The organism is Euhalothece natronophila Z-M001 (assembly GCF_007904085.1).
Taxonomy (GTDB): domain Bacteria; phylum Cyanobacteriota; class Cyanobacteriia; order Cyanobacteriales; family Rubidibacteraceae; genus Halothece; species Halothece natronophila.
The window spans coordinates 2392818-2409200 of the sequence record NZ_CP042326.1 but is presented as its reverse complement, the minus strand read 5'-3'; the positions used below and the strand labels follow the sequence as shown (position 1 = coordinate 2409200).

The 16383-nt window shown below is 39.7% G+C and carries 15 protein-coding genes; 3 read left to right on the top strand and 12 right to left on the bottom strand.

Going from position 1 to position 16383, the window contains the following annotated elements; all coding sequences use genetic code 11:
- Positions 1-58: 58 nt before the first annotated feature.
- From FRE64_RS11775 to FRE64_RS18285, 6 genes are all read right to left on the bottom strand, one after another.
- The gene (locus FRE64_RS11775) at positions 59-1417 is read right to left on the bottom strand and encodes a cytochrome P450 (RefSeq protein ID WP_146296422.1); all 1359 of its coding nucleotides are present in this window, start codon (positions 1415-1417) and stop codon (positions 59-61) included.
- Positions 1418-1583: 166 nt separating this feature from the next.
- Positions 1584-2930, bottom strand: coding sequence for a CAP domain-containing protein (locus tag FRE64_RS11770; RefSeq protein WP_146296421.1), 1347 nt, complete (start codon positions 2928-2930; stop codon positions 1584-1586).
- A 220-nt stretch (positions 2931-3150) separates the two neighbouring features.
- Positions 3151-3522, bottom strand: a complete 372-nt coding sequence (locus FRE64_RS11765) for a hypothetical protein (RefSeq protein ID WP_146296420.1) — start codon at positions 3520-3522, stop codon at positions 3151-3153.
- Positions 3523-3706: 184 nt separating this feature from the next.
- Complete coding sequence (locus FRE64_RS11760) at positions 3707-4906, bottom strand: IS1634 family transposase (protein WP_146296419.1); 1200 nt, start codon at positions 4904-4906, stop codon at positions 3707-3709.
- A gap of 56 nt (positions 4907-4962) precedes the next feature.
- Complete coding sequence (locus FRE64_RS18290; RefSeq protein ID WP_390622267.1) at positions 4963-5454, bottom strand: transposase; 492 nt, start codon at positions 5452-5454, stop codon at positions 4963-4965.
- Between the two features lie 89 nt (positions 5455-5543).
- Complete coding sequence (locus tag FRE64_RS18285; protein ID WP_390622233.1) at positions 5544-6032, bottom strand: helix-turn-helix domain-containing protein; 489 nt, start codon at positions 6030-6032, stop codon at positions 5544-5546.
- A gap of 229 nt (positions 6033-6261) precedes the next feature.
- Between FRE64_RS18285 and FRE64_RS11750 the strand changes: the two genes are divergently transcribed.
- The gene (locus FRE64_RS11750) at positions 6262-6756 is read left to right on the top strand and encodes a transposase (RefSeq protein ID WP_146296418.1); all 495 of its coding nucleotides are present in this window, start codon (positions 6262-6264) and stop codon (positions 6754-6756) included.
- Positions 6757-6783: 27 nt separating this feature from the next.
- Here FRE64_RS11750 and FRE64_RS11745 read toward each other — a convergent pair whose 3' ends face one another.
- Positions 6784-8139: a cytochrome P450 gene (locus FRE64_RS11745; RefSeq protein ID WP_146296417.1), complete on the bottom strand. Its 1356-nt coding sequence runs from the start codon at positions 8137-8139 to the stop codon at positions 6784-6786.
- An 84-nt stretch (positions 8140-8223) separates the two neighbouring features.
- Between FRE64_RS11745 and FRE64_RS11740 the strand changes: the two genes are divergently transcribed.
- Entirely contained in the window at positions 8224-9222 is a 999-nt protein-coding gene (locus FRE64_RS11740; RefSeq protein WP_146296416.1) for an aldo/keto reductase, read from the top strand.
- On the opposite strand, the gene FRE64_RS11735 is transcribed toward FRE64_RS11740, so the two are convergent.
- From FRE64_RS11735 to lpdA, 5 genes are all read right to left on the bottom strand, one after another.
- Positions 9210-10454, bottom strand: coding sequence for a glycosyltransferase family 4 protein (locus tag FRE64_RS11735; RefSeq protein ID WP_146296415.1), 1245 nt, complete (start codon positions 10452-10454; stop codon positions 9210-9212). The genes FRE64_RS11740 and FRE64_RS11735 overlap by 13 nt on opposite strands.
- 93 nt (positions 10455-10547) lie before the next feature.
- Positions 10548-11735 carry a pyridoxal phosphate-dependent aminotransferase gene (locus FRE64_RS11730; RefSeq protein WP_146296414.1) on the bottom strand — a complete coding sequence of 396 codons (1188 nt, stop codon included), beginning with the start codon at positions 11733-11735 and terminating at the stop codon, positions 10548-10550.
- Between the two features lie 148 nt (positions 11736-11883).
- Positions 11884-12378, bottom strand: a complete 495-nt coding sequence (locus FRE64_RS11725; protein WP_146296413.1) for a GNAT family N-acetyltransferase — start codon at positions 12376-12378, stop codon at positions 11884-11886.
- A 55-nt stretch (positions 12379-12433) separates the two neighbouring features.
- The gene (locus FRE64_RS11720; protein ID WP_146296412.1) at positions 12434-13213 is read right to left on the bottom strand and encodes an SDR family oxidoreductase; all 780 of its coding nucleotides are present in this window, start codon (positions 13211-13213) and stop codon (positions 12434-12436) included.
- 162 nt (positions 13214-13375) lie between these two features.
- Complete coding sequence (gene lpdA, locus FRE64_RS11715) at positions 13376-14806, bottom strand: dihydrolipoyl dehydrogenase (protein WP_146296411.1); 1431 nt, start codon at positions 14804-14806, stop codon at positions 13376-13378.
- 199 nt (positions 14807-15005) lie between these two features.
- On the opposite strand from lpdA, the gene FRE64_RS11710 reads away from it, so the two are divergent.
- Positions 15006-16274 carry an RNA-guided endonuclease InsQ/TnpB family protein gene (locus FRE64_RS11710; RefSeq protein ID WP_246140300.1) on the top strand — a complete coding sequence of 423 codons (1269 nt, stop codon included), beginning with the start codon at positions 15006-15008 and terminating at the stop codon, positions 16272-16274.
- Positions 16275-16383: the final 109 nt, after the last annotated feature.

Below are 16383 nucleotides of genomic sequence, written 5' to 3'. Positions count from 1 at the left end.
GGAAAAACTATCAAGTTATTCATTAGTCATTGGTTGAAAAAGGACAAAGGATAAATAGCTAACCCTCAACTTTCATTTTAATACTTCTATTAGGAGCAAGAGTAATTCCTCTTCGTACAGGCTTAGTTACTTGCTTATCCACTAAAGCTAACTGATAGTTTTTCAACACTGTTGCTAAAATAATTTTTAGCTCCATGGGGGCAAATGCATCACCAATACAACGGCGATTTCCTCCACCAAACGGCATAAATTCATACTGTTTAAATGTCCTATTAAGGAAGCGTTCAGGTTGAAATTCTTGAGAATTAGGATAAAGGTCTTCCCGATGATGCAAAAGGTACATGCAAGGAGCTAAAAATGTTTCTGGTGGATATTCATAATCTCCAATTTTAGTCGTGGTTTTCGTAATGCGAGGAGAGGTAATAATAGTAACAGGATAAATCCTTAAAGTTTCATTACAAACTGCATCTAAATAAGGTAACTTATTCAGAGCTTGGATATCACTCGGATCAGAAATTTCTTCTAATTCTGCTAGTAATTTACTTCGTATTTCTGGAAAATAATGTATCCAATAAAATGCCCAAGTTAAAGCCGTTGCTGTAGTTTCATGTCCAGCCAGTAAAAGGGTCATTAACTGATCCCGCAATTCTTCATCACTCATAGGGTTGCCATCTTCATCTCTGGCAAGCATTAATAAACTAATAATTGTATTATCATCTTTTTCTACACGATTGCGTCTTTCTTCAATTTCTTCTTGTAATAACTCATTGATCATTTTTTTATTTCTTACAAATGTGCGCCAAGGACTACCTGGAAAGTCTTTGTGCAATATCGGGAAAAATAATAACATAGAGCGTAAAACTGAAGATAAAACTAACTCCAGCGTGTTCACTAAACGGCTTTTTAATTGTTCTTTACGCTCAAACTCAGAAATTCCAAAGACCGTTTGCATAATTATTTCTAGAGTAATCTCCTGCATGGAAGAACGAAGATCAAAGAGTTCTCCGCTTTTCCATTGTTTTGCGACATTTTCTGTAATTTCTGCCATTTTCTCCCCATAATTGCGAATTTTTTCACCATGAAATGGAGGAAATATCAACTTTCGCTGCCGAGAATGAAGTTTGCCATCAATTAATAAGGTTGAATATTGTCCCACCAAGGGTAATAACGCTTGGTTTCCTCTTCCAGCATCAAAATTATTGATATCCTTAGAAAAAATTTCTTGTATAATCTCAGGATTGGAGGTAAAAACATAAGTTTTCCCTTTATAAAGTTTTAAGCTAAAAAGATCACCATATTTCTGTGTTGACTGCTCTAAAAACGTAATTGGATCACTTGCCCATTTAATGACATTTCTCAAAGAAGAGGTATTTGGACCAGGGGGGAATTGTTGTTGAAGAGAAATATTTTGGGTCATTAGAAATCTAAAATTTACTACAATTAGGAGATTTCTAGCAATTTTCTCTCTAAATGTCAAATAAAACTTTATCGAATTCTCCTAGCTTGAGTTCAACTATAGTTTATTCTTCTGTCCTTTGTCCTTTTGTTCTACATCTGAATTCGCTCCCAAATAGTTCTCAGCATCAAAACTCTAGTAACTCTTGTGTAGAAGCTCGATTTTCTTCTAAACCAAATAAGGCAAAATGTTCAAATCCTGAGCCGAAATCACCACTTTCTACCGCGTTCAGAACATCAGAATGCTCATTCAAGTAGAAGGCTTCATCATAAGGAATATTGCTTCCTTCTCGTCCTTCTTGAAAACCGACACTGAGATAGTGGTCAAGGGCACTTTGAAAAATCTCATCTTCTACTGCATCAGCGACATCTGAGTTTTCACTCAGATAGCTAGTCGGGTCAAAGTTTTGTAAAACATCTGTTGGGATTCGATTTTCTCCCAATCCAAATTCCTGAAAATGGTCTAATGCTGAGTCAAATAAACCATCTTCTACTGCATTGGCAACATCTGGATTTTGCTCTAGGTAGAGTGATTCGTTAAAGATAGTTTCTGAGTTGACTGCAAGAGGAATGTCAGGTAAATCTGGCTCATCAATGGGGTCTTCCTCATCTTCATTCTCATCAAATACAGGAGGAAAATTTGGCTCTGGCTCATCATGCTCGATCACAGCATCTACTTTGACATTACTATCTTCTACAGTCACTACCTCAGTAATTGGTGCTTGTAATGGAGTACCAGAAAATGTAACTTCATACTCTCCTGATGGGACTTCTAATTGATATCCACCAGCACTCATACTAGTGGTGGTAGCTTGAAAGTCATTATCAAGACTTGTCGCCTCGATTTCAATATCAGCTAATCCTTCCCCTAGATCATAAAAGCCAGTTTCATTGGCATCTTCGTAAACTACACCAGTGATAAATACATGATCATTATCTAAGCCTCCACCAAATTTCTGTGTGGTCATCACTGAGTTCGGATATTCTCTCTCATCAGTTGTGAACTCACCAGTTAAAACTCCGATCCCAACTTCTTGAAACTCATCAGACATCAGATTAACGCGATGACCTGAACTGAGAAATAGACCTTCATGTGAAGCCTCAACAAAATTAGTGATCTCTTCAATCTCGCTAGTGGTTCCTCTCCAAGCTAGATTTTCACCAATAGGGCTAGAAGTATAGCCAACATTTTCTGTTCGATCCCAAGGTTGGGTATCATCAATGCCAGTATGACTAAAGGTATCTGTATCCAACATCCATTGGCTGTGATCCCTAGCGGCTTCTAAGAGTTTAGGATTATATGCTAGAGGTGGTTTAGCTTCAGCAGAGATAGTGCCCGAAGCTAAGTCTTCATTGAGATCAATTTCATATAAGCTAGCTTCCTCAAGCGGGTTGAGGCGAGCGCGATTAACTAATTCAAGGAAGTACTGTTCTTCTTGTGATAATTCTAGGGAGTTTGTTGTCTGTTGGCTCATCTTATTTCACCATAGGAGCAGTTGGCTTTCTTCTAGCCATACAGTGCTTTCTATTATATAGAAATGGTTGCATCTTTGAATGACCATATATAGCAAGATGTGATCTCCCCCAACCCTCCTTAATAAAGCAGGGTTGCTTCATTCTCCTGAAATCTCTCTCAGGTAGGAAGATGGGGAGACAAAAGCACTTTCAAGCTTGGTTTGTGCTTCGTTCTAGACTTTAAGAAAGGACAGTTCCCAGATCGCGTCCTTCCTCGGCACCAAAGTTAATCCAGTGTTCTAGCGCGCTAGACATCTCATCTTGTTCCACGGCTTGTTCTACATCTGAATTCGCTCCCAAGTAGCTTTCGGCATCAAACTCTAGTAACTCTTGTGTGGAAGCTCGATTTTCTTCTGCACCATGCAAGACAAAATGTTCAAATCCTGAGCCGAAATCATCATTTTCTACCGCGTCTAGAACATCAGAATGCTCATTCAAGTAGAAGGCTTCATCATAAGGAATATTGCTTCCTTCTCGTCCTTCTTGAAAACCGACACTGAGATAGTGGTCAAGGGCACTTTGAAACCCACATTCCGCACCCTCAACTGTCACATTGTCCGTTTAGCGACCGTATCAAGGGGAATTGATTGATTCTAGCATCAAACTTAGGGGGAGAATCAGGGTGAATTCTTCTTATTCTCATTAACCAAGAGTAATTGAGAATTTATAAGCCTGAAATTACAGCAGCTCTTAACTGACTTCAGCTTTGATTTTCACTCCTTTGGGGAAACTTTCCTTACACTAATAAATAATATTGTTGGCAAGGTTTGGGAAACAATTGTAGTAAATTTAATCTCTCTTCGGTGAGATTAGAAATTTCTTTTTCTCCGTTACATTTTAATAAGTGAACGGCTTGAAATTGTTGAAAAATCCAACGCAAAGTAGGAAACTTGGTTTCTTTCCCTAATTGATTTTTAACCATTTCTCCTCGTCTCACTAAAGCCGAACGCAGTTCTCTTTGCCCCAAATTATAAATGAGCAGACACAAGCCCAGAATTAAGACCATCGCCTGAATTCGTTCAGGAGATTTAATAAAAATGCTGTCTGCTAAAAACATGGGGTCTTTTAAAAATCTAAATCCCCCATACGTTCTTTGGTAAATTGAATAATAATACCCTGGAAGAACACTGGGAATCATTTCTGAGGATTTAATTTGTCTAGCAAGAGTTTGAGCTGGTTTGAGACGAAAGGGAACTCGCGTCAGCCATTTCCAATCTTGCATTTGTTTCAAATTTTCTGCGGTGTATAAAGCACTGTCTGCTACCATCAATGAATCGAAATTAACTTGATTTCGGAATTGCTTAAAAAGTTCAGGAAATACTTTCTGGTCAGATTCATTTCCACTTCCTGTTCTTAAAAAAACTGGTATATCCCCATCGCCACTACAAATTAAATCAACCATGAACTGTTTCAAGTCGGGACGTTTATCCCGAGAATAACCATAGGTAATTTGAATCTGTTGAAGAGGATTTAGCTTTTCTCCTTGTTCTGAATTAATTTCTACATTGGCTTCTTCTGTTAAAGTATTTTCGTATTCTCCTTCGACACTTAAAGAGCTTGAATCAAGATGAATACTTTCTACACCAATCGAAAATTGTTGGATGGCTTTTAAGGTGATGCTGAGAAATATGTCCTCTAATCCCGTTAAGTATAATTTGTCTAAAACTCGTCCTAATCGATCATCATTTAAATGTTCGGCTTCAATTCCTTCTCCGATTAAATGTTCCGTTGGTTTGCCTTCAAAGAATTTGGGAAATAGGTATAAGGGAGATGAAAATAGTCCTAAGCCATTGAGAATCATAGCTTTAACTACATGACCTGGGCTTACTTTTTCCCCAGGTTGTTCTACTACTAATTCATTGATTTGTTCTACCAGTCCGATTTCGTCAATTAAGCCAGCAACTATTCCTAAATGATCTAAATTTGTTACTTCGATTGATGATCAATTATGGAAAACACTAGCCATGATGAACTCTAATTAATATGAAATATCTAAATGTTTGCTACAGATAAAGCATTGAGAATAAAGTCCCATCCAGTGATCTGAGTAATCACTTGAGAACTTAATTTTGATAAGATTTTGGAAAGTCGCTTTCTTAAATCATCTAAATCGGGAAAGAATTCCCATTTCAAAGGTTTCTTAATTTCTTGCCATAATCGTTCAATGGGATTAACTTCTGGGGAATAAGGTGGTTGGAAAATTAAAATGACATTATCAGGAAGTTGTAACTCTAACCAAGTATGGCAACGACTGTTATCAACTTGTATTAAGTGTAAATCGTCAGGATATTCTTGAGCAAACCAGCTTAAATACTGCTCAAAGCAAAGACCATCAAGATGAGAAAATTCTCTGAAAAAATTCTCTCCCGTTCTCGGTTCCACTAAACCGTACAACCATAAATAATCAAACTTCCACTGTTTTTTTCCTGTCGGTTGAATTCCTTTACCTGTAATTTTTGTATCGTGAAGTGTGATTAACCCGATTCGAGATTCATCTTGGCACCAATATCTAATGTTTTGATATCGTTTAACCTTTTCTGAATTAGCTTCTAGTTGGGTTGTAACAATTTCACTTAGTTTTTTTTAAAAGCTTCCGGTGCTCCCAATTCCTGTTTGCTATGAACTGGACGTGGCACTTTCAGTTTTCCTTCTAAACCATAGCGGACTCGTTTATGAACAGCACTATAACTAATATCAATATCTTGAATTAACTGAAGCCATGTTTGAATTTCCTTATAACTAGAAAATCCTTCTGGATCTTCTAGTTCTTGGATTAATTTTTTTTCTACTGATGGCGTGATTTTAGGGACTCGCCCAGGACTTTTCTTAACTTCTAAAAGACCTTTGAGACCTCCTTTGCGATATTTACTGAGCCATCTTGATACTGTCGTTCGGTGTTTTCCGATTAGGGAGGCGAGCGCGCCGGTACTTCTGACTTGGTTCGTTTTCAGCCAATACAAGACTTGGATTCGTTCTTTGACTTCACTGTTTTGGGAGAAGTTGAGCTGTTTTTTAAGCTCTTGAGCTGACTCGGCAATCTCAATTTTAATGACACCTGCCATAGCTAATCTCGATTACTAACAATCTCTCCCTCTATTTGTAGCATACACAGTTCCATTTCATATAAGAAAGGATTTTTTGATCAGTTTACCTTTCTTTTCCTTCTTCAGAAACCCATGCTTATTGGTTCTGGGTGCTACGAGCGTCCTTGGTGAATTGTCACTTTTGAAAAGTGATCCATAGACAGACGAAGAGCAACTCTTCTCATTTCAGCTAGGGGGAACGGACGATGTGACAGTTGGGGTGCGGAATGTGGGTACAAAAATTACAGGTAAAGGAATTCAACCGACAGGAAAAAAACAGTGGAAGTTTGATTATTTATGGTTGTACGGTTTAGTGGAACCGAGAACGGGAGAGAATTTTTTCAGAGAATTTTCTCATCTTGATGGTCTTTGCTTTGAGCAGTATTTAAGCTGGTTTGCTCAAGAATATCCTGACGATTTACACTTAATACAAGTTGATAACAGTCGTTGCCATACTTGGTTAGAGTTACAACTTCCTGATAATGTCATTTTAATTTTCCAACCACCTTATTCCCCAGAAGTTAATCCCATTGAACGATTATGGCAAGAAATTAAGAAACCTTTGAAATGGGAATTCTTTCCCGATTTAGATGATTTAAGAAAGCGACTTTCCAAAATCTTATCAAAATTAAGTTCTCAAGTGATTACTCAGATCACTGGATGGGACTTTATTCTCAATGCTTTATCTGTAGCAAACATTTAGATATTTCATATAACTAATGACTGATGACTAATGACTAATCATTTTTACGCCACCTGCAGGGGCAACTGTGACTCCTCTTCTTACGGGCTTAACAGGTTTCTTTTCTGCTAAGGTTAACTGATAGTTTTTCAAAATAGTAGCAATAACAATCTTCATTTCCATTTGTGCAAAAACATCCCCAATGCAGCGACGACTTCCCCCACCAAAGGGCATAAATTCATAGGGGCTAAACTCTCGTTCTAGAAAACGTTCAGGTTTAAATTGTTTTGAGTTGGGATAAATTTCCTCACGGTGATGCAACAGATAAATACAAGGTGCTAGCACTGTGTCAGGAGGATATTCATAATTGCCAATAACAAGGGTATCTTTAGTAATACGAGGAAAAGTAACAATAGCAACTGGATAAATCCGTAAAACTTCCTTGCATACAGCGTCTAAATAGGATAAGTTATTGAGTTCTTTAATATTACTCGTATCAGAAACACTCTCTAATTCTGCTAATAGTTTTTCTCGCACTTCTGGCAATTTATGAATCCAATAAAAAGCCCAAGTTAAGGCGGTTGCTGTGGTTTCATGTCCCGCGAATAAAAGGGTCATTAACTGATTACGTAATTCCTCGTCACCCATCGGGTTCCCCTCTTCGTCTCGCGCTGACAAGAGTAAGCTGAGAATATCATTTCCACCTTCTTCTTCACTATTGCGTCGTTCTTCAAGTTCGGCTTGTAATAAGTCATTAATGGACTGCTGGCGTTTTACGAAATTGCGCCAAGGGCTACCTGGAAAATCTTGTTGTAATAGCGGAAAAAAGAGTAAACTTGAGCGTAAAACTGATCCCGTTGCTAATTCTAGAGACTTCATCAAGCGAGTTTTTAATTGTTGATGACGCGCTCCCTCTGAAATTCCAAAAATTGTTTGCATAATGACTTCTAAGGTAATTTCTTGAATCGAGGGGCGGATAGAAAAAGGTTTCTCTTTTGTCCAAGTTTGAGCGACTTTTTCTGTAATCTTTGCTATCACTTCTCCATAATAGTTAATTTTTTCTCCATGAAAAGGGGGAAACATTAATTTTCGTTGTCGAGTATGAGTTGTTTCATCTGTTAATAAAATTGAATGCTCACCTACAAAGGGTACTAGTATCTCATTCCCTTTTCCACTCAGAAACTGTTTTTGATCTTGGCTTAAAATTTCTTTGATAGTATCAGGATTAGAAATAAAAACAAAAGGTTTGTTTTTAAAGAAGTTTAACGTAAAGAGATCACCATAAGTGGTTTGGGACGTTTCCATGACTTTGATCGGATCGCTGATCCATTGTAAAAGTTGAAACCATACAGGTTCTTTTGGGCCAGGCGGTAATTGTTGTTGAAGCGCAGTTGTTGTTGTCATCGGAAGCGATTAAAACTTACTTTACTTTCTAGTTTAGCTCACCACTCTTGATAAAATTGTTAATAAACTATCAAACCTAATAATATGCAAGCTAAAGAAAATAAAATTAAAGTTAATAATCAATTATTACTGCCAACGATGGGGTGTGGAACTTGGGCTTGGGGCAATAAGTTGTTATGGGATTATGATCAAAGTCAAGATCAAAACTTACAGGAAGTCTTTAATTTTTGTGTGGATAAAGGGGTGACGCTTTTTGATACCGGGGACTCTTATGGAACGGGAAAATTAAAAGGACGCAGTGAGCAACTTTTAGGACAGTTTACCCGCGATTATCAGGGGGATGAGAAGGATAATATCTGTATTGCGACAAAATTAGCGGCGTATCCTTGGCGGCTAACTCGTCAGTCTATGGTGTCGGCTTGTCAGGCTTCGGCGGAACGTTTGGGAAAACCTGTAGATCTAGCGCAAATGCACTGGCCAACAGCAAATTATGCCCCTTGGCAGGAAAATGCCCTTCTTGATGGCTTGGCTGATCTTTATGAACAGGGAGAGGTAAAAGGGGTGGGTTTATCTAATTATGGCCCTAAACGCCTTAAACAGATTCATCAAAGGTTTTCGCAACGAGGGGTTCCCATTGTGACGTTACAGGTGCAATATTCCCTTTTATCGACGGTGACGGTGGAAAAATTAGGATTAAAAGCGCTTTGTGATGATCTAGGGATTCAGTTAATTGCTTATAGTCCGCTGACTTTAGGGTTATTAACGGGGAAATATGGCAATGGGGTGTTTCCGAAAGGAATACGGGGATTATTATTTCGCTATTTATTACCTGGTATCCAGCCTGTTTTAGATACGTTACGGGAGATTGCCAATTTTCGTGGTAAGACGCTTTCGCAAGTGGCGTTGAATTGGTGTATTTGTAAGGGAACAATCCCCATTCCTGGGGCGAAAAATCTCGAACAAGCGCAAGAAAATGTGGGGGCATTGGGATGGCGACTGAGTGAGGCTGAGGTGAAGGAATTAGATCTCGCTAGTAACCAAATTTCTCGGCAGATGGTGCAGAATATTTTTCAAACTCGTTGATTAATAATGCGGGAATATAAGTCACTGAGTTGTGAGGTTACCCCTTCCCAACTAAATTTTTCTTCCATGCGTTTTCGAGCGTTTTCTCCGAGTTGGTTGCGCCATTGGGGATCACTTAAAATGCGATCAATGGCTTCGGTGAAGGCGGCGTTATCTTTGGGGGGAACTAATAAGCCTGTTTCTTCTGAGACAACGGTAAAGTTGAGTCCACCCACTGCACTGCCAACAACAGGAGTTCCACTTGCCATGGCTTCAATCGGAACTAAGCCAAAGGGTTCATAATGGCTGGGAACAACACAAACATCAGCGGCGGCAAAGTAGGTGGGGAGGTTTTCGTCAGCAATTCGCCCTGGAAATTCTGTTATGTCACTAAGTCCTAATTCTTCGACAATTTTGCTGATGCGTTCTTTTTCTTCACCGTCACTTTGACCGGGACGATAGGCTCCGCCGATAATTAAGCGTAGGGGTTCTTGTCCTCGTAGTTTGGAGTTGGCAACGGCGCGAACTAGGGTTTCAATACCTTTACGTGGATCAAAACGACCGATATAAAAGATGATGTTTTCTTTTGGGGAAAAGCCTAGTTTTTCTCTGGCTTGTTGGTAAGAAATTGAACCAAAGTGATTGATATTTGTGCCACAGGGGATGATTTCAATGTTACCGCGAGAGGAAACCAGCGATCGCAGATTTTCTTCTTCTTGGGGACTGGTGGCAACAATACAGTTGGCATTTTCTAAAATGGCTTTTTCAATTTCTAACCGTCTAGTTGCTGTTTGTGGGGGTTCTTGCACAGATTTATATTTCACTGCCCCGAGAGAGTGGTAAGTATGGACAATGGGAAGAGAAAGTCTGCGCTGTAATTCTAACCCGACCCAGGCTGATAGCCAGTAATTCGTATGGAGAAGGGAATATTCTCGTCCTTCTTGACGGGCAAATTTAATGATTCCTTCTACCACGCGATCGCAGTGTTCAAAAATTTCTTGTCGGGGAATAAAAGTTTCAGGTCCGGCACTAATGCGAATGGTACGACAATGATCTTGGTGTTGAACAATATTCGGTTGATTAACATCGGTTTTACGAGTAAACATATCCACCTCCCACCCTAATTGGGCGAGGGCTTCTCCTACTTGTCGTACATAAACATTTTGCCCACCCGCTTCTTCTCCCCCAATATCCACTGCGGGGTCTCCATGAACCGAAATTAAGGCAATTTGTTGACGATTGTTGGTGTTCATTGTCTCCTCCCTGCCAAAACCTAAATTATACCGCCATTTAATGTACCAACTCTTATCATTGAGTTTAATCAGCTTTGGGAAAGATTTTCCCTTCTAAATCCCCTGTACAAATTTGGTTAGACGTTCCAAGCCATTTTTAATGGTATTCATGTCTGTGGCGTAAGATAAACGAATACAAGCATCATTGCCAAAAGCAATCCCGGGTACAGTTGCCACTTGTTGTTCTTCTAATAGTTGATTAGCAAACTCTAAGGAAGTTTTCCCAGTTTGACTAATATCTAAGAACAGATAGAAGGCCCCGTAAGGTTTGGAACAACTTAATTGAGGAACTGTAGAAAGAACTTCTAACATCACTTTTCGACGTTCGGTAAAGGCTTCTCGCATTTCGGAGATAGCTTTTTCCGAGAGGGGATTTTTTAAAGCCGCGATCGCGCCGTATTGGGCAAATGTACAAACATTCGAGGTGCTATGACTCTGAATGCTGGTCATGGCTTTAATAATTTTTTCGCTCCCTGCTAAATATCCCACGCGCCAACCAGTCATGGCATAAGTTTTTGCAAAGCCACTACTCACTAAAGTACGAGCAAAAATTTCTGGATTTAAGCTGCCAATACTAATATGTTCGGCATCATCATAAAGAATTTTCTCGTAAATCTCATCAGAGACGACTAACAGATCATTATTCACAATCACTGTGGCTAACGCCTCTAATTCCTCTTGAGAATAAACCGTTCCTGTGGGATTGGTAGGAGAGTTGAGAATAAATAGTTTGCTTTGCGGGGTAATCGCATCTTGGAGTTGAGAGGCGGTAATTTTATATTGTTGAGCGCTGGTTGTGGGAACAATAACAGGAACTCCCCCAGCCAGTTTGACCATTTCAGGATAGCTTAACCAATAAGGAGAGGGAATAATTACCTCATCACCGGGGTTAATGAGAACTTGCATTAAATTAAAAAGGGAATATTTGCCCCCATTGGTGACAATGACATTTTCAGGGTTATAGGGTAAATTATTGTCTAAGTTTAATTTTTGCGCGATCGCGCTTCGTAGTTCCGCTTCCCCAGCAGCTGACCCATACCGTGTCTTGCCATCATCTAAAGCTCGCTTAGCGGCTTCAACCACATGAGAAGGCGTATCAAAATCGGGTTCTCCAGCACTAAAACTACAAACATCTAACCCGTCGGCTTTCATGGCTTTCGCTTTAGCGGCAATTTCTAGGGTCAAAGAAGGGCTAACTTCTCCGACACGGCTGGCTAACGGGACATCACGGAATCTGCCCACACAATCCTCCCATCTTCTATTTTTAACGACTACTCTTCTAGTGTCTCAAACTATGGCGATCCCTTGCAGGGGTTTTGTAGTTTTTGTTACAGTCTTTTGACATTAGCAGAGGCTAATCAACTGAATCCCTATCATCGAAAGCTCCTAATTAATCATTAATTTTGCTAGAAGAAAAGGGCACTTCTACCATTTCTTCTACTTGCTGAGAGGAGATCTTATGTTGAGGAAAATCATTATTATAAATTACCATAGTCGTAGTGTGATTTTCTTGAAATCCAATTTCTTTATAAAACTTTTGTTGATAAGTGGTCATTAAATAAACTCTTTCCACTTGATTTAAACGAGGATGAGCTAGCATCGTTTCTACTAATTTACTTCCTAAACCAATCCCTCGATATTCAGGGTGAATCACCACATCCCAAATTGTAGCCCGATAAACACAATCCGTTGTTGCTCGTGAAAACCCAATTAAATGCTCACCATCCCATACAGTAATAACAGGGTTACTATTAGCAATTGCGATTTCTAATCCTTCTTTACTTCGCCCTTCTGCCCAAAATGCACAGAGATTAAGAAGATTTTGCAAGGTGGTAATATTTATTTTTTCAGGATCATAACAAAATTGAATATTGCTATTGGTCATTGGTCATTCGTTGTTGTTTTTGAAATTTTTGCTCGTATTGGAAGTTACTAATGATTTATGATTCACTGTTGCGATGAACCATGGTAGAACCACTTTGATCAGTTGGGATAACCAGCATTTCACTAATGTTAACGTGTGGGGGACGGGTGGCGCAAAAATAAATGACATCAGCCACATCTTCAGGGGAAAGGGGGGTTAAGCCTTGATAAGTTTTCTCAGCTTTTTCTTGTTCTCCCCGAAACCGCACTAAACTAAATTCAGTTTGCACCAACCCTGGATCAATACAACTTACTCGCACAGGTGTTCCTAATAAATCTTGTTTTAATCCTTCTGATAGGGTACGTACCGCAGCTTTCGTGGCGCAATAAACATTCCCTTTTGGATAAGTGTCATGTCCAGCGATTGATCCGATATTAATCACATGACCGCTTCCTTGTTCTATCATTTTGGGAGTAATGTGTCGGGTCATATAGAGTAACCCTTTAATATTGGTATCGATCATTTCCTCCCAGTCTTCAATTTTCCCGTCTTGTAGGGGATCTAAGCCACGACTTAACCCTGCGTTATTGATTAACACTTCAATGTTTGACCAGCTAGCAGGAAGGGAACGAACATTTAATTCCACAGATGATCGATCTCGCACATCAAAGGGGAGTAATTGGCACTCACTACCATACTTTTCATTGAGTTCCTTGGCTAATTTTTCTAATGAATCTTGACGGCGAGCATTTAAAATTAACTTTGCCCCTCCTTGAGCAAATATTCTGGCACAAGCTTCCCCAATTCCACTACTAGCGCCTGTAATTAAAACCACCTTATTTTCTAGAGAATTCATTAATTTTCCTCCTGTCTCCAACCCGAGACTAGTTTAGCATCATGATTTTAATATTAGATAGGAAAAAAGGGACAACAAGGAGAGTTAAAACTATCTCCTAATCCCTTAAATAATTCATGGACTTTCTGTTAAAGCACCTTAAAAAAAGAAAAAATTTCCTAATTAACTTTTTACTTCAGCACGTTTAAATGCTTCATCTAACACTTCTGAAAGTGTCGGATGAGTATGAACATTAAAGGCTAAATTTTGTACAGGTTCTCCTGAAGCAATGGCATTAGCGGCTTCTTGAATTAAATCTGAAGCGTGCATTCCAATAATATGTGCTCCTAATAATTCCCCTGTGTCTTGGCGATAAATAATTTTTGCTACCCCATCTTCTTCTCCTTCTGCTAAAGCTTTGGAGTTGGCTTTAAAGTAGGTACGAACTGATTTTACAGGGAAACCTTCTTCTTTTCCTAATTCTTTCGCTGCATCTTCGGTTAAACCGACATAACTAATTTCAGGATGGGTAAAGGCAGCAGCAGGAATTGCGCGATAGTTAACTTGATGATGATTACCACAAATGTTTTCCACTGCAGAAATGCCCTGTGCAGAGGCAGCATGGGCTAACATCATTTTGCCCGTAGCATCTCCAATTGCCCATAAGTTGGGAACAGGTTCACCATTGGAAACAACTTGTAGGTTATCATTAACAGGGATATAACCGCGGCGATCAGTTTCTACGCCAATGGTTTCCAGTCCAATATTTTTGGTGGCAGGAACACGACCTGTTGCAACTAAGGCTGCATCTACTTCTAACACCTCTGTAATTTCTTTAGTTTTAGCATCAGCTAGTTCAATGACCACAGGAGAACCAGGCTTAACACTTTTTGCTAAGACTCCTGAATAGGTTTCAATATCACGGGGTTTAATTAAAACGCGTTCGGCAATTTTGGCAATATCGCGATCAAAACCTGGCATTAATTTATCTAGCGCCTCGATCATCGTAATCTCAGATCCGAGTGCTGAGTAAATATCAGAAAATTCTAAGCCAATATAACCGCTACCAATGATTGCAATCCAGTCTGGAATCCAACTTAATTTCAGGGCATCATCGCTAGTGTAAACGGTTTTTCCATCAAGTTGAATGCCAGGGGGAACAAAAGGAGTGGAACCGGGAGAAAGCATAATATCCCGTCCAGTGATGGTTTTTTCGCCTTCTTCAGTGAGGACACTTACCTTTTGTGGCGCAACCACTTTTCCCCAACCGTTAATGGTATCTACTTTTAAGCGATTGAGACTGTTACTCATGTCGCCCCGAATTTTTTCTACCAAACTTTGGGCGTGTTGCGCGATCGCGCTATGGTCAAAACTCACATTTCCCACATTCACCCCCAAACTTTGAAGATGGTTGGTATCTTGTAATTCTCGCACTCGCCCAGAAGCCGCGAGGAGGGCTTTAGAAGGAACACATCCGCGGTTAACACAAGTCCCTCCCATGTCTTTGGCTTCAATAATTGCAGTTTTCAGTCCTTGTTTTACAGCATGAAGGGCTGCCCCATGTCCACCAACACCTGCACCCACTATGATGAGATCATAATCAAATTCCGCCACTATTATCTTCCTCCTTATTGAGATTCCTAGTCGAGTTATTATCTTAACGGATTATCTTAACGTCCTGAGAAGATGCTCACTTCGCTCCGCCCCGTTATACTGTTAGGTTAACGGGTAGATGAATCAGGCCAGTTACAATAAGTTTACCCATTATGTAAGATAGGTGCTAAACTCAGATTAATGTTGAGAAATCTGGTCGATGCTGAATTTAACGTACAACTACAAAATTAAACCAACGAAAGAACAAATTGAAAAGATTGAACACAATCTCAAGGTTTGTCGTTCGGTTTGGAATTATGCCTTGGCTGAAAGAAAGCTCTGGTATAACTCTCGTAGTTGTCCGATTAATTCATGCTCGATCACCTCGGAATATATTGTACCTCCTTTTGAATATCCCAATTACCACATTCAATCCTCTAACCTAACCAAAGCTAAAAAAACTTATCCCTTTCTTAAGTCTGGGAATGCTCAGGCTATGCAACAAACTTTGAGGAAACTTGACCGAGCCTTTAACGACATGAAGTCTCAAGGCAAAGGGTTTCCTCGGTTTAAGAAGAAGATGAAGTCTTTTAATCTCGTTAGTAACAAAATTGAAGTCGAAGGTAATCAGATTAAAAGGCCCTTACTGAAACAAGTAAGGTTCGTTAAATCACGGGAGATTCCAGAAGGATTCCAAATTAAACAAGTCCAAGTCATTAAGAAAGCGTCTGGCTACTACGTTAACTTAGCTTTGGAATTAGATGTGGATGTCCCAACACCACCACCTCATGGTCATGCAGTGGGGTTAGATGTTGGAATTAAAAGTCTGCTAGCTACCTCTGACGGTTTAACCATAAAAAGACCACAGTTTCTTGATCGCGTTCTGCGCAAGATTGGATTACTGCAAAGAAAACTACGCAACAAGAAAAAAGGGTCTGGAAAGTATCTCAAGCTACAAAAGAGGATAGCTAAGTTACACGAAAAAGTAGCTAATCAACGCAAAGATTACCACTTCAAGCTTGCTCATCAACTCTGCGCTGACACTGGAATGCTCTTCGTTGAAGACATCAACTTCACAGCTTGGAGTAAGGGAATGTTCTCTAAGCAATCCCTGGATATGGGCTTAGGTCAGTTCATAACTATTTTGGAAGATGTCTGTTCTCAAACAGATATCTATTTTGCCAAAGTGGATAAGGATTACACCTCTCAAGTTTGTCCTAATTGTGGAGTTCATACTGGGAAAAAGGACTTAAACCAACGTCTTCATGTTTGTCCAGAGTGTGGATATCAGCAAGACAGGGATGTAGCAGCAGCAGAAGTGGTGTTAAAGCGAGGATTAACTGCGGTCGGTGCGCCCGTGGTGAAACAGCCCAGTCACGGCAAGGGGCTGTGGGCGGAATTCAGTTCCGCCCTTTATAAGCCCCGTCGGTCTGTCGGGGGCAACTACGGTTGCCTAGATAAGAGTCTATATGGGAATCTCCCGTTATAATCTTTGATTTAACGGGAGAGGTTCAAGGACTTCCATCTCGATAGGAGTTCCCATGCTCAGAATATGGGTAGGCGATTTTGAACTGTGACGGAAAATTAGTGAAATTGTT